Below are 26,206 nucleotides of genomic sequence, written 5' to 3'. Positions count from 1 at the left end.
TCGCGGGCGCGGAATATAGCACAAATTTTGACCAATTCCGACGGCCGTGGTCGGTTTCTCCAATAGCCGCCCATCTGCTCTATTCCCGCTCCAGACGATGAGCGCCTCACCGGTTCACAGCACAAAACCGGCAACTACGCCAAACGCCGCTTCAAGCATTCAAGGATGAATACATATGCCCGTCAAACCACCCTCGAGGGGAAGCACCATCGCCGAAGTACATACCCCGCCCTCGCGCCCGGTCAACGACCACCCACCCCGGATCGACCCGCCTCAAGTGCCCTCCTTCAACCAATATCCCTCTCCCCGGCAGGGCCCCGGAAGGTTACCGGCCGCAGCAGACCTCGATGACATAACACCCGCGCCACCGCTGACCATCAGTGAAATCCCGGACTCCGCACTCCCTGCACACCCTCTCTCACCATCGATGACGAATTACCACATCACCTTCGGCGGAGCCTTGCCGAATGTCGACGCTCAGGGATTCATGCACTTGAAGGGGCGACTGCTCGTCAATACCGAGGATGGCCATGTCCTGCATGTCGGTCTGGATTCCGTAAGCGGACTGTACCGCGCCAGGTTGCCCGGCGAATTGCAACCCTCGGGACCGTTTCTACTGCAGGACCCTGAGACTTTGCGCTGGTTTTCGCTCGATGACGCTGACTCGATGGGTTTCCCGTTGCCACATCACCGCCTGGAAAGCTTCCGCACATCGCTGGATTTCTCCGCTGCAACGCCGGACCACGACGGGCTGCACAGTTTTGAAGGCCGGCGATACGCAGTCATTGAAGGTTACGCCTATCAGATCATGCGCGACGTTGACGCCTCATCTCCCGCACAGCACGTGTGGCGCATCGTCAATTCGAAGGACCCGGTTGCCCGCGACAGCGAGAACATCTATCAGGGAAGCCGCGCGGGTGAGTCGGTGAGCATCACTCGAAACGCTCAGGACCGGTGGGTTTCACCGGTCTTCGGACTGCAAGGCGGCATGCGCCGCACAGCATCGTCCCAAGACAAGGTGGCTTACCTGTTGCAACGGTACGAGCCCATCAAACAGGCCTTCGGGGCGCTGGAAACCTCCCAGATGCGCTTCGAACAACTCTGGAACTCCGCACAACATCTGCCAGAGGGCAGTCATGCCGAAAAAGCAGCGCTGATCGGACTTGAAGTGCACATCATTAGACACACCAGAATGCAGGCCGACTACGTCCAGTCACTCATCGACAACAAGGACTGGCTGATTTTGCTGAAGGCGGGCGGCGTTTATAAGTCCGAACTGCATACTCAGCAGCTGAACCGGATCGACTATCTGAACAAGCTGATCGCCATCATGGACCGACGGGTATACCCCACCCTGAAAACGATGACGGTCGAAGCATTGACGAGCAACCTCGCCCACCTGAACAAAAAGCTCAGGATCCTCGAAGACCGACAAGCGGTGATGGATCAGATCCAGAAAGCGTCCCGCAGTGCTGGGTCCGAAATCGAAGAGCTCAATCACGGCGTACCGGGTGTTGATCAGGTCAACTACAGCAAATACAACATCTGCCTGCGCCTGCTTTCCGATAACCCGCAAGAACCCCCGCTCTTCGGTATCCGCAGCTACATGGCCATCCACTTTTTCGTGGAAAACCTGCACAACGTCTCCGACCATTCTCAACCGGTTGCCCTGCGACTGGCGCTCGATGAAATCAGGCTTGAAAAAAGCCGGTTCGAGGAATTATCGATAGCGCCAGACGCTGCAAAGGCACCTCACCTGCGGGAAGCCTTGTCTTTGCTTGGCACATTCGAATCAAGGCTCGACACTCGGCTGAACGACATTTACGCCAGAATCGAGAACAACACCGAATGGCCCGCTCTCGATCAGGACATCGACCTGGATTTCTTGCCGCAGCAACCTGTCCCGGCAGCCAGTCCCTCCGCACCGCGAAAAATCTTCCGGACCCGACAGCACGGCACTTACCGAGTGCTGGTGGGAATCAAGGAAGTCGATGCGGACGGTAGCGTCACCGTTCAGGTTCCGGATCCGTTCAAACCGAATGATCCTCCTCAACGCTACGAAAAGAGACAGGGCGAATGGCGCCCCATGCGTCCCGCCCTGTCGGCAGAATCGAAACCACAGCTGTTCGGTCAAGCCACTCGACTGCTGGCCAACGTCGAGGGACAACTGGCCGAAGGTCGAGCAATGGAAAGCCGAAAGTCCAATCCGACCAGTATCCGGGAGTCACTTGACGAAGCTGCCGACGACCTCCACGGGTTGGCCAGGCGCCTGGAGACCATCGAAGGGATTACCGATGATACGCAGGCCGCAAGCCTCATCAACCGGTTGAAAGCCGCTGGCGACTCGCTCAGTGAGGCGGGACGAAACACCATGGTACGCATGTACAAGAACAAGGAAGTACTGGATGTCCTGCGACTTGACTACCTGCTCGATCATTCAGAACTCAACGTCTTCAAGACCGTTGACCGCAAGCAACTCGGCAAGGGCAAGGACAGATCATTTCTCGATGTCTATTCGATCAATGACCGTTCCGGCGATACCCCATTGTGGGAAGCCCATTTCCATTACGACCGCCAGGATCGCCAGCCACTGGATTACACGGTGAAGGGAGCCCACCTGAAAACCCTCGTCCAGGCCAGGATGGGCAGCGAGCATCAGCAACGCCAGGAGCAGGCAGGTCTTGCGCATCAAGCCATATGGCGAGAGCTCATCAGCCCGAAAGTGGCGCAGAAGCTCTTTGACTACGCATAGCGAGCGCTCAGGTCAGTCAGCCCTTACTCGTCATCGTCGAAGTTGTAGCTGCCCGGTGCAAGGTTTTCGAAGCGGGTGTATTTGCCGATGAAGGCCAGGCGGATGAAGCCGATCGGGCCGTTCCGCTGTTTGCCGATGATGATTTCGGCGATGCCCTTGTGTTCGGTTTCCGGGTGATACACCTCGTCCCGGTATACGAACATGATCACGTCGGCGTCCTGCTCGATCGCTCCGGATTCCCGCAAGTCGGAGTTCACCGGGCGCTTGTTGGGACGTTGTTCCAGGGAACGGTTGAGCTGGGACAGGGCAACCACCGGGCAGTTGAATTCCTTGGCCAGAGCTTTCAGGGATCGGGAGATCTCGGAAATCTCGTTGGTCCGGTTGTCACCACTGGAGCCAGGGATCTGCATCAACTGCAAGTAGTCGATCATGATCAGACCGATGTCGCCGTGCTCACGCACCAGTCGACGGGTCCGGGCACGCATTTCCGACGGGCTGATGCCGGCGGTGTCGTCGATGAACAGCTTGCGGTCGTTGAGCAGGTTGACCGCCGAAGTCAGGCGCGGCCAGTCGTCGTCTTCCAGTTGACCGGAACGCACCTTGGTCTGGTCGATACGGCCCAGGGACGAAAGCATACGCATGATCAGCGATTCGCCTGGCATCTCGAGGGAGTACACCAGAACCGCTTTGTCGCTGCGCAGAACGGCGTTTTCCACCAGGTTCATCGCGAAGGTGGTCTTACCCATCGAAGGACGACCGGCGACGATGATCAGGTCGGACGGTTGCAGGCCGCTGGTCTTCTCGTCGAGGTCGGTGTAGCCGGTGGACAGGCCGGTGATCGCGTCGGCGGTGTTGAACAGCGTGTCGATGCGGTCGATGGCCTTGGTCAGCAGATCGTTGACGCCTACCGGGCCGCCGGTTTTTGGCCGGGCCTCGGCGATCGCGAAGATCTGCCGCTCGGCTTCGTCGAGAATCTCTTCGGCCGTGCGGCCTTCAGGATTGAAAGCGGCGTCGGCGATCTCGTTGCTGATGCCGATCAATTGGCGCAACGTCGCACGTTGGCGGACGATTTGCGCATAGGCCTTGATGTTGGCGACGGACGGTGTGTTTTTCGCCAGTTCGACCAGATATCCAAGACCACCGACTTGCGAAGTCTGACCTTCCTTGTCCAGTTGCTCGGCCAGGGTCACGACGTCAATCGGCGAGTTCTGATCGGCGAGCTTGGCAATCGCACGGAAGATCAGACGGTGGTCATGCCGGTAGAAATCGCCGTCGGAGACTTGATCAAGCACGCGTTCCCAGGCGTTGTTGTCCAGCATCAGACCACCGAGAACGGCCTGTTCGGCCTCGATGGAATGCGGCGGCACCTTCAGGGATGCGGTTTGCAGATCGTATTGCTCGGGAGCGGAGATTTCGTTCATGGCCACTTTTTTATTCAGGAAAAGCAGGGATTACAGAAAGACAAAGGGCACGACCTGTAAACAGGATCGTGCCCGATGTTAACCGTCTGACGGACAAGCCGCCAGCCGATCAGGTGTTGCTTAAGCTGCTACCACGACAACGCGTACGGTGGCTTCAACTTCGGCGTGCAGGTGCACAGCCACGTCGAACTCACCCACGTTGCGGATGGTGCCGTTCGGCAGACGAACTTCGCTTTTCGCCACTTCAACGCCGGAGGCGGTCAGTGCGTCAGCGATGTCGTGAGTACCGATCGAACCGAACAGCTTGCCTTCGTCGCCAGCGGTGGCAGTGATGGTCACTTCCAGCTCGGCCAGTTGGGCAGCGCGGCTTTCAGCCGATGCTTTACGGTCTGCAGCAGCTTTTTCCAGCTCGGCACGACGCTCTTCGAACGCAGCAATGTTTGCTGGGGTCGCGGCGGTAGCCTTGCCGTAAGGCAGCAGGTAGTTACGACCGTAACCGGCCTTAACGTTCACTTTGTCACCCAGGTTGCCCAGGTTGGTGACTTTTTCCAGAAGGATCAGTTGCATGTGAAAATCCTCTTAACTTTTAACCTTCACCGTTCGCGCTATCGGTGTCTTTCGACACGTGACGACCGCGAAAATCAATCAGGCTGTCGACGATGGCCAAGACCACCAGTAACGGACCGAGCAAGTGCATGAAAGGCACGAGCGTGACGTATATCCCCACCAGCCAGAAACCGGCCAACCGCTTCTGCGCGACCAACCCGTGAACCAAGGCCAGACCAGCGAAGAACAGCGGCACGCTGCACAACGGCAACAGGACCAAGGCATGCAGACCGAAGAACGGTGCCACACACATGACGGCCAGAAGCGACAGCGCAACGCTTTTCGGCAGTCGGATGGCGCGAAACTCGCGACCGAAACCGCCGGGGTTATACAACAACGCCTGCCAGTAGCGCCCAAGAATCAGGCACAGCACGCTAAAAACCTGCAACGACACCGCTGTCGAAATGATCGACAGTGGGACCGCCAACGCAGTGAGAATTGCCTTCTGGTCTGCCGAGAACTTCTCGTAGACCTCACCCATCGCCAGCGGCAAGACTTGTTCAAACGTCTGCGCCAGAGTCTCGGTGAAGGAACTGAATACAGTCCCCAGGCTCACGGCAATCAACAATCCCACGGCCACGCTGACCAGCAGCGCGCGATTCCAGGTGTGGCCGGCGCGTAAAACCAGCGCCAGACTGCAGGATCCGAGCAACACAATCAGTGCCGTCGGATCTTTCAGGTAGTGCCAGCTCACTAACGCTGACAACACTCCCACACCCAGGACGCTCAAGGCGTCCGAACCGCGCCGCAGGAGCACAAGGCAACCTGCAGCAGCACTCAACCAGAACAACAGCGGCAATGCCGCAGATCCGGCCACGACCAGCGTGGCCTGCATACGCCCCCGCATGATGAATTCAGCTAAGGCACGCATGCATTCGATCCCTTACTTACTTGTCGACTACCTGGTCTCAGCGGCCGTGGCTGTCGGTGTAGGCCAGCAGGGCCAGGAAGCGGGCGCGCTTGATAGCGGTGGCCAGCTGACGCTGATAACGAGCTTTGGTACCGGTGATGCGGCTTGGAACGATTTTGCCGGTCTCGGATACGTAGGCTTTCAGAGTGTTGAGATCTTTGTAATCGATCTCCTTCACGTCTTCAGCGGTGAAGCGGCAGAATTTACGACGACGGAAGAAACGTGCCATTTGATAGGCTCCTTAAAAGGTCCGTGGATTACTCGTCAGCGTTATCGCTGTTGTCGCTGTCGCTATCGCTGTCATCGCCATCGGCGCTGCCATCGTGCTCAGGACGTTCGCGACGCTCACGGCGCTCACTGCGGTTTTCTTCAGCCTTGAGCATCTCGGACTGGCCGGTAACGGCTTCGTCGCGACGGATGACCAGGTTACGGATCACAGCATCGTTGTAGCGGAAGTTGTCTTCCAGCTCGGCCAGGGCCTTGCCGGTGCACTCAACGTTCAGCATCACGTAGTGAGCCTTGTGAACATTGTTGATTGCGTAGGCCAGTTGACGACGGCCCCAGTCTTCCAGACGGTGGATTTTGCCGCCGTCTTCTTCGATCAGCTTGGTGTAACGCTCAACCATGCCGCCGACTTGCTCGCTCTGGTCAGGGTGGACCAGAAAGATGATTTCGTAATGACGCATGAATGCTCCTTACGGGTTGTAGCCTGCCGCTCAAAAACGGTCAGACAAGGAGTGAATGACACTTATGGACTTGCCGGCGCGGGGCACATGCGTGCCTGCCGTCACAGCAAGGGGCGCAATTGTAGAGAAGGGACAGAAGAGGTGCAAGGCAATTGGTGATTATTTGAACAGTCACACTTTCTGCCACACCAGAAAACACTGTGGGAGCGAGCCTGCTCGCGATGGCGGCTTAACATCCAACAACGATGCTGAATGTAACTCCGCTTCGCGAGCAGGCTCGCTCCCACATTGGACGGCGTGAGGCTTAAGGCTTTTTAGCCGCAGCCTTGGCCTTGGCCCCGCGCTGGCGCTGGGCCTCGAACAGGCACACACCGGTCGCGACCGACACGTTGAGACTGCTGACGCTACCGGCCATCGGCAGGTTCACCAGGTAGTCGCAATGTTCGCGGGTCAGACGACGCATGCCTTTGCCTTCGGCACCCATGATCAGGATGGTCGGGCCGGTCAGGTCCTGGTCGTAGATGCTGACCTCGGCCTCACCCGCCGTGCCGACAACCCACAGACCACGCTGCTGGAGCTTTTCCAGGGTACGCGCAAGGTTGGTCACGGCCACCAGCGGAATCACTTCCGCCGCACCGCAAGCCACTTTACGTACGACAGGCGTCAGGGTGGCCGATTTGTCTTTCGGCACGATGACCGCCAGCGCACCGGCAGCATCCGCAGAACGCAGGCAGGCGCCGAGGTTGTGCGGATCGGTCACGCCGTCGAGCACCAGCAACAGCGGCGCGCCTTCGGTGCGATCGAGCAGTTCATCGAGCATCGCCTCACCCCAGACCTGGCTCGGACTGACGTCCGCCACCACGCCCTGGTGCACGCCTTCAACCCAGGCATCCATTTCGCGGCGTTCGGCCTGACCGACCTGGACCCGGTTTTCGTTGGCCAGTTCGATCAGTGTCTGCACCCGCGGATCGTTGCGGCTTTCAGCCAGCCAGATCTGCTTGACGCGTTTCGGGTGGTGACGCAGCAACGCTTCTACCGCGTGAACGCCGTAGATTTTTTCCAACTGACTCATGACTTCGCCTTCGGTTTACGTGCCCCGCCGCTTTTGGCTGGAGCGGAACCCGCTTTTGGCGGGCCCTTGCGGTGTTTGCTCGGTTTGGCTGGCTTGCCGCCGGAGGCCTTTTCAGGCGCCGACCGTCCGGCCTTTCCCCCGGACGCCGCTTTACCACCGTTTTTGGCGTCGGCCAGCAAGGCCTTCTTCATTTCACGACTTTTGCGCAGCTCGGCGTTTTTCGCCACGGCATCGCTCGGACGATAAGCCTCGGCCACCTTTTCCTTGGCCGGACGACGGCTGGCGGTTTTGGCCGGTGCCTTTTCTTCCGCGACCTTGGCCGCCGGAGCAGCGGTTTCGGTGCCACGCTTCTTGCGGCCGATCGGCGCGCTGATGGTTTTTTCGGCCATCTCGAAGTCGATCTTGCGCTCGTCGAGATCGACGCGCATGACCCGCACTTCAACAGTATCGCCAAGGCGGAAGCTGCGACCGGTGCGCTCGCCCGCCAGACGGTGATGCACAGGGTCGAAGTGGTAGTAATCGCCCGGCAGCGCCGTAACGTGCACCAGACCTTCGACGTAGATATCGGTCAGCTCGACGAACAGGCCGAAACCGGTCACCGCGGTGATCACGCCCGGGAACGATTCGCCCACGCGGTCTTTCATGAACTCGCACTTGAGCCAGTTCACCACGTCGCGAGTGGCCTCGTCGGCACGGCGCTCGCTCATCGAGCACTGTTCGCCGAGCTGCTCCAGCGCTGCTTCGTCGTACGGGTAGATGCGCGCCTTCGGAATGGTCATCGCACCGGCACGGCGAACGTGCGGGGTGTCCTGTTTCGAATGGATAACGCTGCGGATCGCCCGGTGCGTGAGCAAGTCCGGGTAACGACGGATCGGCGAAGTGAAGTGGGTATAGGCTTCGTAATTCAGACCGAAGTGGCCTTCATTCTGGGCGCTGTACACCGCCTGGCTCAGGGAGCGCAGCATCACGGTCTGGATCAGGTGGAAATCCGGACGGTCCTTGATGCTGGCCAACAGGGCCTGATAGTCCTTCGGTGATGGGCCATCCTTGCCTTTGTGCAGGGACAGACCAAGTTCGCCAAGGAACGCGCGCAGTTTTTCCAGACGCTCCGGTGGCGGGCCGTCGTGGACACGGTACAACGCAGGGATTTCGTGCTTTTTCAGGAATTCGGCGGTGGCCACGTTGGCCGCCAGCATGCACTCCTCGATCAGCTTGTGCGCGTCGTTACGGGTGGTCGGGCGGATTTCGGCAATCTTGCGCTCGGAACCGAAGATGATCCGGGTTTCCTGCGTTTCGAAATCGATCGCACCGCGTACGTGACGGGCAGCCAGCAATACCTTGTACAGCGCGTAGAGCTGCTTCAGGTGCGGCAGGACGTCGGTGTATTCACCACGAAGCTTGCGCCCTTCGGTAGCCTTCGGCGTTTCCAGCATCGCGCTGACCTTGTTGTAGGTCAGGCGGGCGTGGGAGTGGATCACCGCTTCATAGAAGCAGTAGTCGGTCATTTCGCCGGACTTGGAGATGGTCATCTCACAAACCATGGCCAGACGATCGACGTGCGGGTTCAGCGAGCACAGGCCGTTGGACAGCTGCTCCGGCAGCATCGGCACCACGCGCTCGGGGAAGTACACCGAGTTGCCGCGCACCTGGGCTTCGTTGTCCAGGGCCGAGCCGATCTTCACGTAGCTGGAAACGTCGGCAATCGCCACGTACAACTTCCAGCCGCCGGAGAACAGGCGCAGCTTGCCTGGCTTGGATTCGCAGTAGACCGCGTCATCGAAGTCACGGGCATCTTCGCCGTCGATGGTGACGAACGGCAGATGGCGCAGGTCGACGCGCTTCTCTTTGTCTTTCTCTTCGACTTCCGGCTTGAGCTTGCCGGCTTCCTTCAGAACGGCTTCAGGCCAGACGTGCGGAATGTCGTAGGTACGCAGGGCGACATCGATTTCCATGCCCGGCGCCATGTAGTTGCCGACGACTTCGACCACGTCGCCTTGCGGCTGGAAGCGCGGTGTCGGCCAGTGAGTGATTTTCACCTCGACGAACTGACCGATCTGGGCATTGGCGTTGCGGCCCGGCGTTACCAGCACTTCCTGCTGGATCTTCGGGTTGTCCGCGACGACGAAGCCGATACCGCCTTCTTCGAAGTAGCGGCCGACGATGCTTTCGTGGGCACGGGACACCACTTCGACGATCACGCCTTCGCGGCGACCGCGACGGTCCAGGCCGGAAACACGGGCCAGGGCACGGTCACCATCGAATACCAGACGCATCTGCGCCGGACTCATGAACAGGTCGTCGGAACCGTCATCCGGTACCAGGAAGCCGAAGCCGTCGCGGTGACCGCTGATGCGACCGAGGATCAGGTCGAGCTTGTCCACCGGCGCATAAGTGCCACGGCGGGTGTAGATCAGTTGAGCGTCGCGCTCCATGGCGCGCAGGCGGCGGCGCAGGGCTTCGATCTGGTCTTCTGTGGTCAGACCAAACTCTTCGACCAGTTGCTCGCGGGCAGCAGGCGAACCCCGGTCAGCAAGGTGCTGAAGGATCAGTTCGCGGCTGGGAATAGGGTTTTCATATTTTTCCGCTTCACGAGCGGCCTCGGGATCGAGGGACTGCCAATCGGCCATTAGAGAGTTTTCACCTTGTCTATATGCGGGTTAGTTTGGCATAGGCGCCATCAAACGGGAAATTTCCGACTCTATAAGGCGCGTCTTGAGCCTTGTATCGACGTCCGAAAGGCGTTTTGAACACCGCTGGTAAAAAAAACCATTTTTTTTGCTGGCAGGGGTTTACAGTTAAAAAGACGCTCCGTATAGTGCGCGCCATCGACGACGTACACACGTTGCCGAGATGCCCAGATGGTGAAATTGGTAGACACGCCAGCTTCAGGTGCTGGTGACCTTACGGTCGTGGAAGTTCGAGTCTTCTTCTGGGCACCAATTCAAATTCAAGGTTACGATCTTGAATCTCACAAAAACCCGCGAAAGCGGGTTTTTGCGTTTATGACCTACTGAAAGCTCAAGACGCTTTAACAGACCCATACCCTGCCCGCAAGGAGCATTTGAGAAACGATATCGTTTATCATTGTTGCAAGTTTTTGCAATGCGACAGTGAGGAACCCTGCGAATGATGTTTCGAAATACCCTGCGCCGCGGCTTGACCTTCACCCTGCTCGGCCTGGCACTCGCCACTCCCCTCACCCAGGCTGCCGATACGGTTTCCCTGACTCTCTACAACGGTCAACACAAGGAAGTCGGCGACGCGATCGCCAAGGCTTTCGAAGCCAAGACCGGCATTCACGTCAATGTGCGCAAGGGCAGCAGCAACCAGCTCGCCAGCCAGATCATCGAAGAAGGCGACCGCTCCCCCGCCGACGTCATCTACACCGAAGAATCCCCACCGCTGAACAACCTCGGCGAACAAGGCCTGCTGGCCAAGGCCGACGATGCAACCCTGGCTGTCCTGCCGAAAAAATACGTCGCCGGCAATGGCACCTGGATCGGCGTTACCGCCCGGGTTCGTGTAGTCGCCTTCAACCCGAAGCTGGTCGATGAAAAAGACCTGCCTAAATCGGTCCTGGATTTCGCCGATCCGCAATGGCAAGGCAAGGTCGGTTTCGTACCCACCAGCGGCGCCTTCCAGGAGCAGGCCGTCGCCATCATCAAAAAGCACGGTCGCGAAGCGGCGGAAGAATGGCTCACTGGCCTGCGCGCCTTCGGCAAGACCTACAGCAACAACATGGTCGCCCTAAAGGCTGTGGAAAACGGCGAAGTCGCCACCGTACTGGTGAACAACTACTACTGGTTCGCCCTGCAACGAGAGAAAGGCAAGCTTGACTCCAAACTGCATTACTTCACCGGCGGCGATGTTGGCGGCTTGATTACCGTCTCCAGTGCAGCCGTGCTGAAATCCAGCAAGCATCCAAAAGAAGCCCAGCAATTTCTCGCCTACATGGCCAGCGAAGAAGGCCAGCGTGTGATCACCCAGACGACTGCCGAGTATCCGCTGCATAAAGGCATGGAGTCGGATCGCGGCCTCAAGCCTTTCAGTGAACTGGAAGCACCGGACGTCACCCCGGCCGACCTCGGCAATGCCGAAGAAGCGCTGGATCTGGAACGCGAAGTTGGCCTGAACTGATGACAGCATCGTTATCCGCCCCCGCCGCTCGCGGGCTCTACGTGCCACGGCGCAAACGGCCGTCGATCTGGCTGGTGCTGCCGGTTTTGCTGCTGGTGGTGATGAGCCTGTTGCCGCTGGCCTATGTCGGGCTCAAAGCCTGGCAGGCCGGCTGGACCGAAGCGCTGCATTTGCTGTGGCGGCCGTATGTGTTCGGCCTGCTGCGCAACACGTTGGCGCTGATGGTTGGCGTAACCGTCACTTGCGGTGTAATCGGCCTGTCACTGGCGTGGTTGCTGGAACGCAGCAATCTGCCGGGCCGACGCCTGTGGGGCGTGATTCTGTGTTTGCCGTTCGCTGTACCGGCATTCGTCAGCAGCTTTACCTGGGTTTCTCTCAGCGCGCAGTTCGAAGGACTGGGTGGGGCGATCCTGGTGATGAGCCTGTCGAAATATCCACTGATTTTTCTGCCGGTAGCGGCCACGCTGCGTAATCTCGATCCATCCCTTGAAGAATCGGCCCGAACACTGGGACAGAATCGCTGGGGCGTGTTTTTCCGCGTCACCCTGCCCCTGCTCTGGCCTTCGTTGCTGGCCGGCTCATTGTTGATTGCGCTGCACATGCTGGTGGAATTCGGGGCGCTGTCGATCATCGGCCTGCAAACCTTCACTACCGCGATCTATCAGCAATTCGAACTGGAATTCAGCAATGCCAATGCGGCGATGCTGTCGGCGGTATTGCTGGCGCTGTGCCTGATGCTGTTGTGGCTGGAGCTGCGCGTTCGCGGCAAGGGCCGTCATGTGCGCACCGGCCAGGGCGCGGCACGTCGAGCTGAACAAGTACAACTCGGGCCTTGGGCGATCGCCGGTCAACTGTATTGCCTGATGCTGGTGATTGTCGGCAGCGGGATTCCACTGGGAATGCTGGCGTACTGGCTCGCCGTGGGATCGTCAGCGGCGTTCCCGGTTGCAGCGATCACCGAAGCGTTGCTGTCTTCATTGGCGCTGTCGCTGGGTGGCGCGGGATTGTGTCTGGTGCTGGCGGTGCCGGTCGGCTTGCTGGTCGTACGCTACAAAGGCCAACTGGCAATCTGGGCCGAGCGCCTGCCCTATCTGCTACACGCCCTGCCGGGGCTGGTGATCGCCCTGACGCTGGTGTATTTCGCCCTGCATTACGTACCTGCGCTGTACCAGACCTCCGCGCTGTTGCTGATCGCTTATGCGCTGCTGTTTCTGCCACTGGCTCAGGCACCGATCCGCACGGCACTGAACAAGGCGGCACCGCAACTGGAAGAGGCCGCCCGCACCCTGGGCGCTTCGTCGTTCACAGCGTTCTGTCGAGTGACCCTGCCGATCATCTTCCCGGCATTGGGCGCAGCCTTTGCGCTGGTGTTTCTGGATGCCATGAAGGAACTGACGGCGACGTTGCTGCTGAGTCCGACCGGTCTCAACACCTTGGCGACCGAAGTCTGGGCACACACCGCGAACGTCGAGTTTGCCGCGGCGGCACCTTATGCGGCGTTGTTGATTGTGGTGTCGGGATTGCCTGTCTACTTGCTGACGACGCGGATGTATTTGAGCCGATAAAAAAATCGCAGCCGAAGCTGCGATTTTTTTTGCCCGCTATTTCAGGCCCGGAACTGCCCCAGACTGGCTTTGAGCTGCGCCGCCAGACCATCCAGGACCTTGCCGCTGGCCGTGGTTTCAACCACCGCCTGAGCGGCTTTCTCGGCCTGGGCATGAATCGTCTCGACGCGCCCACGCACAGCCTGCGCACCCTGCGCCTGATGCGCCGCCGCCTGAGTCGCCAGGCCAATCGCCGCATGCACCTGCTCGACCGACGCCTGTACCGATTGCTGTAGCCGCGCACTTTCTCGCAGCACCAGCAAACCTTCGCTGGCCTGACGTCCGGCTTGCCCGATCGCCTCAACGGCCTCACGGGCGCCCTGCTGCAAGGCCACGATGTGTGCCTGAATGTCGCCGGTGGAGCTTTGGGTCTTGCTGGCCAGTGCCCGGACCTCATCCGCCACCACCGCAAAGCCTCGTCCGGTTTCACCGGCCCGAGCGGCTTCGATGGCGGCGTTGAGCGCCAGCAGGTTGGTCTGCTCGGCGATGCCGTGAATCACGGTCAGCACCACTTCGATCTGCTCGCTTTGCTGCGCAAGCCGTTCGATGACTTTGGCGCCGGTATCGACCTGCCCCGCCAGCGCCTCGATCAGGCTGCCGACCTTGGCCGAAGTGCGCGTGTTCTCGTCGGTAGCCTGACGAATATCCACCACCTGCTTCAAAGCGGCCTGCATCGCATGGCTTTCCGACTGCGCTTCATCGGCCATTTGCGACAGCGCCCGCAGACTTTCGGCCACTTCATCGCGCTGCATCCCGGCCGCCGCGTCGGCACCGGCATTGCGCAAGGTCATCGCGCCAATCTCTACGCCAGTACGCTGAGCCACATCCCCGGCCTCGCGCACGATCGGCTGCAACTTGTCCACAAAGCGATTGACCGCCGAAGCCATGTCGCCGATTTCGTCCTTGCTGTTGATCTGCACACGCTTGGTCAAGTCGCCCTCGCCCGCTGCGAGATCATCCATGGCGGCGTTGAGCATCTTCAAACGGTTGACCACACGGTGGCCGAGCACCACGGCCAGCAGCAACAGTACGCCGGCACCGACCAGCGCCAGACCCATGCCAATACGCCAGCGCAGCGTGGCAGCGGCGTCCTGTACGGTGCTGGTCGTGTTGGCTTTCATCTCGGCAGCGGTGGACTGCGCTGACTGCAGGCGCGCACGCATGGCCGTGGCGCTGTCGGCAGCGGCACCCTTGAGGCTGTCGCCGACCAGTTGATCGCTGCTGGCAATCAGCGCCGAGAAGCGCTGATCCAGCGCAGCCAGATCGGCATCCACCGAGGCCGTCGACACACCCATCAGCACCTTGCCGATTTCCACGCCGTTGGGGTTGATCGAGGCTTCGAGGTAGTAGACCGAGGGATCGTTCTTCGCCGCATCCAGCACTTTATCCAGCGCCCGCTCACCCTGGCCTTTTTCCAAAAGGGCCTTGTTGATCGGGTTTTCGCGGTTGAGGTAACGAGTCAGATGCTGGCCGGTGGCATCGTCGTAAACCACGAACAGCACGTTGGGATTGCGCTGAGCCCGGCGGGCGAATTCGGACAGGGTCGGCACGTCGCTGTCCCACATGGCACGAGGCGCTACGGAGGCGAGCAACTGGGCCATGTCGTTGGCCGAGTCCTTCAGGTCTTTTTCCAGGGTCGCACGCAGTTGTGCCTGCTCGTCCTTCAGACGCGAGGACAGGCCGGCAGTCAGCCGCTGACGAGTATTGGTGGATAACGTATCGAGACTCGACGTGACTTCGCGCCCGGCCTGCTCCAGTTCACCGGACAGCTTCTGGCTGTCGACGCCCAGGCGAGCACCGAGATCGGCTTCCAGCGCGGTGACGGTGCTCCGCGTCAGGGCGACGGCCACCAACACTTGCACCAAAAGGGCGATACCAAGGGTAACGAATACGGGCCGCAACAAACGGCTTTGTAACAGTGAGAGAACGGCCGACACTGTGAATCCCTCTACTTCTGACGCCATTAATTTGATGGCACTCTTGTAGACAGATTCACAGCAAAGGTCATGCCGTCCAACAGGCATAAACGACAAAGGCCCCGATGAAGGGGCCTTTGTGTTTTTACATCAACGACTTATCAAGCGAACGGATGACGCAGAACGATGGTTTCGTTGCGGTCCGGGCCCGTCGAAATAATGTCGATCGGCGCGCCGATCAACTCTTCAACACGTTTGATGTAGGCACGAGCGTTAGCTGGCAGCTCTTCCAGGGTCTTGGCACCCACGGTCGATTCGGTCCAGCCTGGCACTTCTTCGTACACAGGCTGAAGGCCTACGTAGCTGTCAGCGTCAGTCGGAGCAACGGCGTTGCCTTGTGCATCTTTGTAGCCGGTGCAGATGTTGATGGTTTCCAGGCCGTCGAGTACGTCCAGCTTGGTCAGGCAGATGCCCGAGATGCTGTTCACATCGATAGCGCGACGCAGGATAACGGCGTCGAACCAGCCGCAACGACGGGCACGGCCGGTGGTTGCACCGAACTCGTGACCTTGTTTGGCCAGGTGCGCGCCCACTTCGTCGAACAGCTCAGTCGGGAAAGGACCCGAACCCACGCGAGTGGTGTAAGCCTTGGTGATGCCCAGGATGTAGTCCAGGAACATCGGACCAACGCCCGAACCGGTCGCCACGCCGCCGGCGGTGGTGTTGGAGCTGGTCACGTACGGGTAGGTACCGTGGTCGATGTCGAGCAGCGAACCCTGGGCACCTTCGAACATGATGTCTTTGCCGGCGCGACGCAGGTCGTGCAGCTCGGCAGTGACGTCCAGCATCAGCGGCTTCAGCAGCTCAGCGTATTCCTTGCACTCGGCCAGAGTCTTTTCGAACTCGATGGCAGGTTCTTTGTAGTAACCGACCAGCATGAAGTTGTGGTAGTCCACCAGCTCACGCAGCTTGTCTTCAAAGCGCGGCATGTTGAGCAGGTCGCCAACGCGCAGGCCACGACGTGCAACCTTGTCTTCGTACGCCGGGCCGATGCCGCGACCGGTCGTACCGATCTTCAGCTCGCCACGGGCCTTTTCACGGGCCTGGTCCAGCGCCACGTGGAAGGACAGGATCAGCGGGCAGGACGGGCTGATACGCAGGCGCTCGCGCACCGGTACGCCTTTCTCTTCCAGCTTGGTGATCTCGCGCAGCAGGGCGTCAGGTGCAACCACCACGCCGTTGCCGATCAGGCACTGCACGCCTTCGCGCAGCACGCCCGACGGGATCAGGTGCAGGACGGTTTTTTCACCGTCGATCACCAGAGTGTGGCCAGCGTTGTGGCCACCTTGGTAGCGCACTACGGCGGCAGCATGTTCGGTCAGCAGATCAACGATCTTGCCTTTGCCCTCATCACCCCATTGGGTGCCCAGGACTACGACATTCTTACCCATAACACTTGTCCTCATTCGCGCAAACTTGGTGCCGGCGGTGGCCGGCAGGAAAACTCAAGAAGCCAGTGGCGATACTTGCCAAAGCCCGTTCTGCTGGATCAATTGCCGGTCGCAGTCCGCATCACGGGCGGCGGCCAAAGGTTGTCCAGGCAATGCCTGAACGACACGCTGACCCTCACTGCGCAACTGGCAAACCTGCTGCCAGAGTGCCGCATCCGTACTGTCAGGCATCCAGATACCGCCAGACGGTAGCTCGATCTCAGCACGCCCCAGGGTCACCAGGGTTTTCAAATCGGTGGAAAAACCGGTTGCCGGACGGGCGCGACCGAAGTCGGCGCCGATGTCGTCGTAACGACCGCCCTGAGCGATGGACTGGCCCACGCCCGGCACGAACACCGCGAACACCACGCCGGTGTGGTAGTGGTAGCCGCGCAGCTCGCCCAGATCGAAGTACAGCGGCAGCTCCGGGAAGCGCGCCGACAGTCGCTCGGCGATCGCCAGCAAGTCTTCCAGTGCCGCCAGCACCGGCGCCGGCGCATTGGCCAGACGCTCGCGGGCAGCGCTCAATACTTCACGGCCGCCACACAGGTCGACCAGCGCACGCAGCATGCCGGACAGATCGGCAGGCAGGCCTTCGGTCAAGGTAATGACCTCGTCGATGGCCTTGCGTTGCAACGCATCGAACAGCTGCTGCTCGACTTCACCCGACAGACCGGCCGCCCGGGCCAGACCGCGGTAGATACCGACATGCCCCAGATCCATGTGAACATCCGGCACATCGGCCAGTTGCAGCATGGCCAGCATCAGGCTGATGACTTCAACGTCACTGCTCGGGCTCGCATCGCCGTACAACTCGGCACCCAACTGGATCGGGCTGCGCGAGGACGACAAGGCACGCGGCTGGGCATGCAGCACGCTGCCGGCGTAGCACAGACGGCTCGGGCCTTCACGACGCAGGGTGTGCGCATCGATGCGCGCCACTTGCGGCGTGATGTCGGCACGGAAACCCATCTGCCGGCCCGATTGCGGGTCGATGACCTTGAAGGTACGCAGATCCAGGTCCTGGCCCGCGCCGGTCAGCAGGGATTCCAGGTACTCGATATGGGGAGTCACGACAAACTCGTAACCCCAGCTCTGGAACAGATCCAACACCTGACGACGCGCGACTTCAATGCGCGCCGCTTCCGGTGGCAGTACTTCTTCGATGCCATCTGGCAGCAGCCAGCGGTCTACCGTTGCCATTACGCCATTCCCCTTAGATCCGGGCGGCCAGCCCGAGGGCGAGCCTTGAGTGAAGCAGAAAATGACCGGCCCGTTCAAAACGCACGCGCATGAACGACGCGGCGAAAGGCCTGTTACCGGCTTCGCCCATCACTTTCCTCGAAAAACTTTCGGGCCATTCAACCCGATCTTCTGCAACAAAAACAGCAATCAAACGTGCAGACGCAAAAAAGCCGGGAATTTCCCGGCTGCCGCATCATACACACGTTTTCCCAAAGGATCACCCCGCCCGAGGTTTTAGCCGCCGGGCGGAATGATTCAGGTCAACGTCGTATCAAGGCTTGGACTTTTCCAGATAACGGAAGAAGTCACTGCTTGGGTCGAGGACCATGACGTCGGATTTGTTCGCGAAGCTTTCACGGTAGGCACGCAGGCTACGGTAGAAACCGTAGAACTCCTGATCCTGGCCGTAGGCCTTGGAGTAGATCGCAGCGGCCTGGGCGTCACCGTCACCGCGAATCTCTTCGGATTCACGATAGGCTTCAGCCAGCAGCACGCGGCGTTGACGATCAGCGTCGGCACGGATGCCTTCGGCCAGCTCGTTACCCTTGGCGCGGTGCTCGCGGGCTTCACGCTCACGCTCGGTGCTCATACGTTCGAACACACTGCGGTTCACTTCCTTCGGCAGATCGATGGCCTTGACCCGGACATCGACCACTTCGATACCCAGCTCTTTTTCCGCCATCTTGTTCAGCGACGCCGTGATATCCGCCATCAGCGCATCGCGCTCACCGGACACCACTTCGTGCAGGGTACGTTTACCGAACTGGTCACGCAGGCCCGATTCCAGACGACGGGACAGACGCTCGTCGGCGATCTGCTTGAGGCCGGAAGTCGCAGTGTAGAAGCGCTCGGCATCTTTCACGCGCCACTTGGCGTAGGCATCGACCATCACGGCTTTCTTTTCCAGCGTCAGGAAGCGTTGTGTCGGTGCATCCAGCGTCATCAGACGTGCGTCGAATTTACGCACCTGGTTAACGTAAGGCACTTTCACATGCAGACCCGGCTGAACATCAGCCTGAACCACACGCCCGAACTGCAGCAGCACCGCACGCTCGGTCTGAGCCACGATGTAGAAGCAGTTCCAGCCAACCAGTACCACGACAACGCCAACGATCAGGGCGATCAGCGATTTATTGCTCATCAGCGGGTCTCCCTTGTACGCGACTGCGGCAGGTCAGTGACATGCGGCGTGACGTCCGTGTTGTTGCTGGCGGCAGCCGAACCGGTAACCGGCGCATTGCTGCCCGAACTGTTCTGAATCATCTTGTCCAGCGGCAGATAAAGCAGGTTGCTCTGGCCGTTCTTGTTGCCGGTCACGAGAACCTTGCTGGTGCTGCTGAAGACTTCCTGCATGGTGTCCAGGTACAGACGCTGACGAGTGACCTCGGGCGCCTTGCGATACTCGGCAACCAGCTTGGTGAAGCGATCAGCCTCACCCTTGGCGCGCGAGACCGTTTCGTCACGGTAGCCATTGGCATCTTCGAGAATGCGCTGGGCCTGACCACGGGCTTCCGGCACCACGCCGTTGGCGTAGGTTTCAGCCTGGTTGCGCGAACGCTGCTCGTCTTCACGGGCGCGGATCACGTCATCGAAGGCTTCCTGCACTTCGCGCGGTGCAGCTGCGCTCTGTACGTTGACCTGAGTGACGGTGATACCGGTGCGATAGGTATCGAGGAAGCGTTGCAGACGCTCCTTGATTTCGCTGGCCATCAGCTCACGACCTTCGGTCAGCACCTGGTCCATCGCGGTAGAGCCCACCACATGGCGCAGCGCACTGTCGGTCGCATGTTGCAGGCTGATTTCCGGCTGGTCGACGTTCAGCACGAAGTCCTGCAGGTTGCTGATCTTGTACTGCACGGTCAGCGGCACTTCGACGATGTTCTCGTCTTCGGTCAGCATCTGGCCCTGCTTGGTGTAGGCACGCTCACGCGTGACGTTTTCCATGTACTTCTTGTCGATCGGCGGGAAGTAGATGTTCAGGCCCGGGCCGACGGTTTCGTAGTACTTGCCGAAGCGCAGCACCACGGCCTGCTCCTGCTCATCGACTACATACACCGCGCTGTACAGCCACACGGCCGCCAGCACGACGAGGCCAATGCCGAGCAGGCCGCCGAAGCCGCCACTCTTGCCCGAACCGCCACCGTCATCACCACCACGTTTCTTTCCACCACCGAACAACCCGTTCAGGCTTTCCTGCAGCTTTCGGAAGGCCTCGTCGAGATCTGGTGGCCCCTTGCGGTCGCCGTTATTGCGGCGCTTGCCACCCCAAGGATCCTGATTGTTCGAGTTGCCACCCGGCTCATTCCAAGCCATAGCGCTCTCCATCTGATAAAGCAAAGACGCACCCACGGCGCGCCGACCAATGCTACAGAATGCCTGCCGTTGCGGCACAACCGCTTTTTCAGGCTTTTATTGCAAAGTGTGTTGCTCGATGAACTCCGTCGGCACAACGCCTTCACGACTGACCAGTCGATTGAGCTCCGAGCGTGGCAATCGAATGGCCAGCAAGCTGACACCTTCTTCGTCGTATTCTTCTTTCTGTACCGCGCCCAGTTCGAAGAACTGTGCGCGCAGACGCGCAAACCGCTGGGGCAGACGCAAGGTTCCGACAAACAAATCACTGCCCAGCAATTCGGCAATGGCTTGCTCAAGCAACTCCAGACCAGTGCCATCACGCGCCGACAACCAGACCCGTTGAGGCTTGCCGTTCTCGTCGCGCTGGATTTGTGGCTCAACGCCTTCAAGCAAATCGAGTTTGTTATAGACCTCGAGGATCGGCAAGTCCTGGGCACCAATCTCGCCCAGCACCACCATCACCTGCTCGATCTGCAACATGCGATCCGGTTCGGCCGCATCGATCACGTGCAACAGCAGGTCGGAATTGCTCGACTCTTCGAGCGTAGACCGAAATGCCTCGACCAGCTTGTGCGGCAAATGACGAATGAAACCCACGGTGTCGGCCAGGACAATCGGCCCCAGGTCGTCCAGCTCCAGACGGCGCAGGGTCGGGTCCAGCGTGGCAAACAACTGGTCAGCCGCGTACACCTCGGATTTCGTCACGTTATTGAAGAGCGTGGATTTACCGGCGTTGGTGTAGCCCACCAGAGACACGGTAGGAATATCCGCACGGGAACGGCCGCGGCGCGACTGTTCGCGCTGACTGCGCACTTTTTCCAGCCGCCCCTTGATCTGGCGCAGACGAACCCGCAGCAGTCGTCGGTCGGTTTCGAGCTGGGTTTCACCCGGACCGCGCATGCCGATACCGCCACCCTGACGCTCAAGGTGAGTCCAGCCGCGAACCAGCCTGGTGCTCATGTGGTCAAGCTGGGCCAGTTCTACCTGGAGCTTGCCCTCATGGGTACGGGCGCGTTGGGCGAAAATATCGAGAATCAGACCGGTACGGTCGATCACGCGACACTCGAAAACACGTTCGAGGTTACGTTCCTGACTGGGCGTGAGGACGTGATTGAAGATCACCAGATCGGCTTCTTCAGCGTGGACCAGGTCGCGCAGTTCCTCGACCTTGCCGCTGCCGATCAGGTATTTGGCGGTTGGCCGATGACGCGGTACGTTAAAAAACGCAACGGTCTCGGCGCCTGCCGAATTTGCCAGTTCCTGAAACTCCTGCGGATCTTCGCGCGCCTCAGGGTCCTGTCCATCCAAGTGAACGAGGATGACTCGCTCACCACCACCGTGGCGCTCAAAGAACAAAGGAGACTCCTATCAGGCGTTACCTGGCTCAGCGTCACCTGCTTCGGATTCGGTTGCGCTTGGCAGACGAATTGGACGAACCGGCACGACTGTAGAGATAGCGTGTTTGTAAACCATCTGGCTGACGGTGTTTTTCAGCAGGATAACGAACTGGTCGAAAGACTCGATCGTGCCTTGCAGTTTGATACCGTTGACCAGGTAGATGGAAACCCCAACTTTCTCTTTACGTAAAGTATTCAAGTAAGGGTCTTGTAGCGAATGCCCTTTTGACATGTGCCGCACTCCTTTAAGGATTCAATATAAAAAATAGGTAATCAGATGGCTTTTGCCGCCACACCCCCAAGGATAGACGGCAATTGCAAGGACTCAGCTCAATATGGAGATGGTCCCAAGGTATTTCAAGGCGCGTGGCAGATTGTCGCAATCCAGACTGTCGAGCCAGTGTAAATCGTCCCAGCTGCGCAGCCAGGTAAACTGGCGTTTGGCCAATTGGCGCGTGGCAATGATGCCCCGCTCCTGCATTTCGGCCGACGTCAGCTTGCCATCCAGGTAATCCCAGACTTGGCGATAGCCTACCGCACGTATAGACGGCAACCCTACATGCAGGTCACTTCTATTACGCAGGGCTACGACCTCGTCGATGAACCCCTGTTCCAGCATATTTGTGAATCTTTGTTTAATGCGGTCGTGCAGTACCTGACGATTTGCCGGAGCAATGGCCAAGTTCGCGACAGTATAGGGCAATTGTTGCAGTCCCGATGCCGCAGCTTGGGTACTTTGTTCAGATTGTTTCAGCCGCAGTTCAGTCATGCTCTGACCGCTGACCCGATAAACTTCCAGCGCCCGACTCAGGCGTTGCGGATCGTTCGGGTGAATACGCGCCGCCGACTCCGGATCGATTGCCGCCAATTGATCGTGCAGGGCTTGCCAACCAAGGCGTGCAGCCTCTTCCTCGATCTGCGCGCGCACTTCGGGATCCGCCGCCGGCATATCCGCCAGACCTTCGACCAAAGCCTTGTAATAGAGCATCGTGCCGCCGACCAGCAGCGGAATTTTTCCGCGTGCAGTGATTTCGGCCATTGCCTGTAAAGCATCGCGGCGGAAATCGGCAGCCGAATAACTCTCGGCCGGGTCGAGAATGTCGATCAGCCGATGAGGATGCTCGGCGAGCAGCTCTTTGGAAGGCTTGGCCGTACCGATGTCCATACCGCGATAGACCAGCGCCGAATCGACGCTGATCAACTCGCACGGCAGCACCTTGGTCAGCTCGATGGCCAGGTCGGTCTTGCCCGCAGCGGTCGGGCCCATCAGGAAAATCGCTGGAGGAAGCTGGCTCATCAACGACCGCGCAGGAACAGTTTGTCCAGATCGTCCAGGCCCAGTTGGGTCCAGGTCGGTCGGCCATGGTTGCATTGACCGCTGCGCTCGGTGTTTTCCATGTCGCGCAGCAGACCGTTCATTTCCGGCAAAGCCAGGCGGCGGTTGGCGCGGATCGCGCCGTGGCAGGCCATGGTGCCGAGCAGTTCATTCAGATGCGCCTGGATGCGGTCGCTAGTGCCGTACTCCATCAAGTCCGACAGGACATCGCCCACCAGACGGTTGGCTTCGGCCTGCTTGAGCAGAGCCGGAATCTGCCGGATCGCCAGGGTTTCCGGGCCGAGGCGCTGCAACTCGAAACCGAGACGCTGGAACCACGCCGCATGTTCTTCAGCGCAATCGGCCTCGCGCTGGCTGACCGCTAGGGATTCCGGCACCAGCAACGGCTGGCCGCTCAGGCCTTCGCTGGCCATGGCGATCTTCAGGCGCTCATACATGATCCGCTCGTGAGCGGCGTGCATGTCCACCAAAACCAGGCCCTGGGCGTTCTCGGACAGAATATAAATGCCCTTGAGCTGCGCCAGCGCGTAGCCCAGCGGCGGAATATCTTCCTGACCGGCCGGCAGCGCGTTGGCATTCGCTTCAGGCAGCGGCGCAAAAAACTCGCGGTACGCAGCCTGGGCCTCGGCAGCCGGCACGGCGGATTGCGGGCGCGGCGTGTATTGATACTGATAAGCGCCGCCAGTGCTGGCGCCCGACGAGGTATTGAACGCCGGCTGCGCCTGCGGTTGCTCCAGCAGCGCATTCGCGGCCAGTCGCATTTCGCCCTGCGGCCCGAACTCGCCGGCTTCGAGGCCGGTTGGCCGCACGATCGCGGTAGTGACCGAACCGGCCAACTGATCTTCCGGCCGCACATCACCCAGGGCACGGTGCAAGGTGCCATAGAGGAAGTCATGCACCATGCGCCCGTCACGGAAACGCACTTCGTGTTTGGTCGGGTGCACGTTGACGTCGACCGCTGCCGGATCGACCTCGAAAAACAGCGCGAACGTCGGATGCCGGCCATTGAACAACACATCGCGATAAGCCTGACGTACCGCGTGGGCGACCAGTTTGTCGCGCACCGCGCGGCCGTTGACGAAGAAGTACTGCAAATCCGCCTGACTGCGGTTGAACGTCGGCAGACCGACCCACCCCCACAGGTGCAGGCCGTTACGCTCGATCTCGATCGGTAATGCCTGCTCAAGGAAGCCAGAACCGCAGATCGCCGCCACACGCCGCGCGCGGGCCGCATCATCGTGAGCCTCATGCAGGCTGAGGATGGTCTTGCCGTTGTGGCGCAAATGGAACGCCACGTCGAATCGCGCCAGCGCCAGACGCTTGATCACTTCTTGCAGGTGATCGAATTCGGTTTTTTCGGTCTTGAGGAATTTGCGCCGAGCCGGGGTGTTGAAAAACAGGTCACGGACTTCCACCGAGGTGCCGACCGGATGGGCCGCCGGCTGCACACGGGGCGCCATGTCGCGGCCTTCGGTCTCGACCTGCCAGGCCTGATCGGCGTCGCGGGTACGGGACGTCAGGGTAAGGCGCGCCACGGAGCTGATCGACGCCAGTGCCTCCCCCCGGAAACCCAGGCTCATCACCTGTTCGAGGTCTTCAAGATTACGGATCTTGCTGGTGGCGTGACGGGCCAGAGCCAGCGGCAGGTCATCGGCGGAGATGCCGCTGCCATCGTCGCGCACCCGCAGCAGTTTGACGCCGCCCTGCTCCACATCGACGTCGATGCGCTTGGCGCCGGAATCGAGGCTGTTTTCCAGCAACTCCTTGATCACCGAGGCCGGGCGCTCAACCACCTCGCCGGCGGCGATCTGGTTCGCAAGCCGTGGGCTGAGCAGTTCGATGCGGGCCGCGTTCAGGACCTGGTTCATTCTTTGGACGCCAGTTCGGTGCCAGGAATAGTCAAGTGCTGACCAACCTTCAGCTCATCGCTGCTCAGATTGTTGGCACTGCGCAGGGTGGCTGCCGACACCTGATAACGCACGGCGATCATCGCCAGGGTTTCGCCGGGGCTGACCCGGTGATCACGCGGGCCCTGGGCGATCTTGCCCGAATCACGCAGCCAGGCAATGTAAGTGCCCGGTGGCGGGTTCTGCTGGAAGAACTGACGCACGCCGCTGCTGATCGAACGCGCCAGCGCCTGCTGGTGGCTCGAAGCCGAGAGCTTGTTCGCTTCGTTGGCGTTGGAGATGAAGCCGGTTTCCACCAGGATCGACGGGATGTCCGGCGACTTCAGCACCATGAATCCGGCCTGTTCCACGCGCTGTTTGTGCAGCGGCGTGACCCGACCAATATTGGTCAGGACTTTCTGGCCGACGTTGAGGCTGGAGGTCAGCGAGGCGGTCATCGACAGGTCGAGCAGAACGCCGGCGAGCATCCGGTCCTTGTCGTCGAGGCTGACGTTGCCGGCACCGCCGATCAGGTCGGAACGGTTTTCGCTGTCGGCCAGCCAACGGGCGGTTTCCGAAGTGGCGCCACGATCAGACAGGGCAAACACCGAAGCCCCGAACGCCGCCGCAGATGGCGCCGCGTCGGCGTGGATCGAGACGAACAGGTCGGCGCCTTTCTTGCGGGCGATTTCGGTACGGCCGCGCAGCGGGATGAAGTAGTCGCCGGTACGGGTCAGTTCGGCGCGGAAGCCTTTCATGCCGTTGACCTGACGTTGCAATTCACGGGCGATCTGCAGCACCACGTCTTTCTCGCGCTGACCGCGTGAGCCGGACGCACCCGGGTCTTCGCCGCCGTGGCCGGCGTCAATCACCACAATGATGTCGCGCTTGCCGGCCGGGGCCGGCGGCAACTTGATGGCAGGTTCCGAAGGAGTCACCGGCACGGCGGGTACCGTCGCCACTTGTGGCGTTGGCGCAGGTGGCGGCGCGGCATCGGCCGGGTTGTCGAACAGGTCGACCACCAGACGGTTGCCGTATTGCGCGTTAGGCGCCAGCGAGAAGCTTTTCGGGGTGACGGCCTTTTTCAGATCGATGACCACCCGCAGGTCGGTCGGCGTGCGCTGGGCCGAACGCATCGCGGTGATCGGCGTGTTGGCGGTCGAGACTTTCAACGGTGCACTCAGGGTGGCGCCATTGATGTCGATCACCAGCCGATCCGGTGCGGTCAGGGTGAAGACGCTGTGCTGCACCGGGCCGCTCAAGTCGAAGACCAGACGCGTGTTGTCCGGCGCCCGCCACAGGCGCACGCTGTTGACCTTTGTCTCGGCCACAGCGTTGACGGTTACTGCCATCAACATCAGTCCAACGGCAGCCACCAACGCGCGAAAGCGCA

The 26,206-nt window shown here is 60.2% G+C and carries 20 protein-coding genes and 1 tRNA gene; 4 read left to right on the top strand and 17 right to left on the bottom strand.

The genetic code is table 11. The features are described from left to right. The first annotated feature begins 175 nt into the window (after positions 1-175). Positions 176-2,752 carry a hypothetical protein gene (locus ACW9HX_RS17970; RefSeq protein ID WP_457381621.1) on the top strand — a complete coding sequence of 859 codons (2,577 nt, stop codon included), beginning with the start codon at positions 176-178 and terminating at the stop codon, positions 2,750-2,752. Between the two features lie 23 nt (positions 2,753-2,775). Here ACW9HX_RS17970 and dnaB read toward each other — a convergent pair whose 3' ends face one another. From dnaB to rnr, 7 genes are all read right to left on the bottom strand, one after another. Then, positions 2,776-4,173 carry a replicative DNA helicase gene (gene dnaB, locus ACW9HX_RS17965; protein ID WP_457381620.1) on the bottom strand — a complete coding sequence of 466 codons (1,398 nt, stop codon included), beginning with the start codon at positions 4,171-4,173 and terminating at the stop codon, positions 2,776-2,778. A gap of 120 nt (positions 4,174-4,293) precedes the next feature. Beyond that, positions 4,294-4,740: a 50S ribosomal protein L9 gene (gene rplI, locus ACW9HX_RS17960; RefSeq protein WP_008078307.1), complete on the bottom strand. Its 447-nt coding sequence runs from the start codon at positions 4,738-4,740 to the stop codon at positions 4,294-4,296. Between the two features lie 19 nt (positions 4,741-4,759). Then, a complete protein-coding gene (locus ACW9HX_RS17955) occupies positions 4,760-5,650 on the bottom strand; it encodes a hypothetical protein (RefSeq protein ID WP_457381619.1) in 891 nt (296 codons plus the stop codon). 37 nt (positions 5,651-5,687) lie between these two features. Beyond that, a complete protein-coding gene (rpsR, locus tag ACW9HX_RS17950) occupies positions 5,688-5,918 on the bottom strand; it encodes a 30S ribosomal protein S18 (RefSeq protein ID WP_002551829.1) in 231 nt (76 codons plus the stop codon). A gap of 28 nt (positions 5,919-5,946) precedes the next feature. Next, positions 5,947-6,375 carry a 30S ribosomal protein S6 gene (gene rpsF, locus ACW9HX_RS17945; protein ID WP_007950702.1) on the bottom strand — a complete coding sequence of 143 codons (429 nt, stop codon included), beginning with the start codon at positions 6,373-6,375 and terminating at the stop codon, positions 5,947-5,949. Between the two features lie 304 nt (positions 6,376-6,679). Next, the gene (gene rlmB / locus ACW9HX_RS17940) at positions 6,680-7,447 is read right to left on the bottom strand and encodes a 23S rRNA (guanosine(2251)-2'-O)-methyltransferase RlmB (RefSeq protein ID WP_169428618.1); all 768 of its coding nucleotides are present in this window, start codon (positions 7,445-7,447) and stop codon (positions 6,680-6,682) included. Then, entirely contained in the window at positions 7,444-10,074 is a 2,631-nt protein-coding gene (gene rnr / locus ACW9HX_RS17935) for a ribonuclease R (RefSeq protein ID WP_457381618.1), read from the bottom strand. Before rnr ends, rlmB begins: the two co-directional genes overlap by 4 nt. Before the next feature lie 225 nt (positions 10,075-10,299). Between rnr and ACW9HX_RS17930 the strand changes: the two genes are divergently transcribed. From ACW9HX_RS17930 to ACW9HX_RS17920, 3 genes are all read left to right on the top strand, one after another. Then, positions 10,300-10,386, top strand: a tRNA-Leu gene (locus tag ACW9HX_RS17930). A 187-nt stretch (positions 10,387-10,573) separates the two neighbouring features. Next, on the top strand, positions 10,574-11,584 hold the full coding sequence (locus ACW9HX_RS17925; RefSeq protein ID WP_457381617.1) for an iron ABC transporter substrate-binding protein: 1,011 nt from the start codon (positions 10,574-10,576) through the stop codon (positions 11,582-11,584). Continuing rightward, positions 11,584-13,149: an ABC transporter permease gene (locus tag ACW9HX_RS17920; RefSeq protein WP_457381616.1), complete on the top strand. Its 1,566-nt coding sequence runs from the start codon at positions 11,584-11,586 to the stop codon at positions 13,147-13,149. The genes ACW9HX_RS17925 and ACW9HX_RS17920 overlap by 1 nt, the downstream gene beginning before the upstream one ends. 41 nt (positions 13,150-13,190) lie before the next feature. Here ACW9HX_RS17920 and ACW9HX_RS17915 read toward each other — a convergent pair whose 3' ends face one another. The 10 genes from ACW9HX_RS17915 to ACW9HX_RS17870 all read right to left on the bottom strand — a co-directional run bounded on the left by ACW9HX_RS17915 (position 13,191) and on the right by ACW9HX_RS17870 (position 26,171). Next, on the bottom strand, positions 13,191-15,125 hold the full coding sequence (locus tag ACW9HX_RS17915; RefSeq protein ID WP_457381615.1) for a methyl-accepting chemotaxis protein: 1,935 nt from the start codon (positions 15,123-15,125) through the stop codon (positions 13,191-13,193). A gap of 140 nt (positions 15,126-15,265) precedes the next feature. Continuing rightward, positions 15,266-16,555, bottom strand: a complete 1,290-nt coding sequence (locus tag ACW9HX_RS17910; RefSeq protein WP_085711159.1) for an adenylosuccinate synthase — start codon at positions 16,553-16,555, stop codon at positions 15,266-15,268. Between the two features lie 54 nt (positions 16,556-16,609). Beyond that, positions 16,610-17,797 (bottom strand): ATP phosphoribosyltransferase regulatory subunit, encoded by a 1,188-nt coding sequence (locus ACW9HX_RS17905; protein WP_007915833.1) that lies wholly within the window; start codon positions 17,795-17,797, stop codon positions 16,610-16,612. Between the two features lie 313 nt (positions 17,798-18,110). Continuing rightward, complete coding sequence (gene hflC / locus ACW9HX_RS17900) at positions 18,111-18,980, bottom strand: protease modulator HflC (RefSeq protein WP_027611416.1); 870 nt, start codon at positions 18,978-18,980, stop codon at positions 18,111-18,113. Next, on the bottom strand, positions 18,980-20,152 hold the full coding sequence (hflK, locus tag ACW9HX_RS17895; RefSeq protein ID WP_457381614.1) for an FtsH protease activity modulator HflK: 1,173 nt from the start codon (positions 20,150-20,152) through the stop codon (positions 18,980-18,982). The genes hflC and hflK overlap by 1 nt, the downstream gene beginning before the upstream one ends. Positions 20,153-20,248: 96 nt before the next feature. Then, positions 20,249-21,550, bottom strand: a complete 1,302-nt coding sequence (hflX, locus tag ACW9HX_RS17890) for a ribosome rescue GTPase HflX (RefSeq protein ID WP_169428609.1) — start codon at positions 21,548-21,550, stop codon at positions 20,249-20,251. 12 nt (positions 21,551-21,562) lie between these two features. After that, a complete protein-coding gene (hfq, locus tag ACW9HX_RS17885) occupies positions 21,563-21,823 on the bottom strand; it encodes an RNA chaperone Hfq (protein WP_007902656.1) in 261 nt (86 codons plus the stop codon). A gap of 93 nt (positions 21,824-21,916) precedes the next feature. After that, positions 21,917-22,888 (bottom strand): tRNA (adenosine(37)-N6)-dimethylallyltransferase MiaA, encoded by a 972-nt coding sequence (miaA, locus tag ACW9HX_RS17880; RefSeq protein ID WP_457381613.1) that lies wholly within the window; start codon positions 22,886-22,888, stop codon positions 21,917-21,919. After that, complete coding sequence (gene mutL / locus ACW9HX_RS17875; RefSeq protein WP_457381612.1) at positions 22,888-24,795, bottom strand: DNA mismatch repair endonuclease MutL; 1,908 nt, start codon at positions 24,793-24,795, stop codon at positions 22,888-22,890. The genes miaA and mutL overlap by 1 nt, the downstream gene beginning before the upstream one ends. Next, positions 24,792-26,171: an N-acetylmuramoyl-L-alanine amidase gene (locus ACW9HX_RS17870; protein ID WP_457381640.1), complete on the bottom strand. Its 1,380-nt coding sequence runs from the start codon at positions 26,169-26,171 to the stop codon at positions 24,792-24,794. Before ACW9HX_RS17870 ends, mutL begins: the two co-directional genes overlap by 4 nt. Positions 26,172-26,206: the final 35 nt, after the last annotated feature.

It is taken from the genome of Pseudomonas sp. SDO52101_S400 (assembly GCF_054071635.1).
The sequence above is the reverse complement of the archived record's forward strand: the minus strand, read 5'-3'. Positions and strand labels throughout refer to the sequence as shown.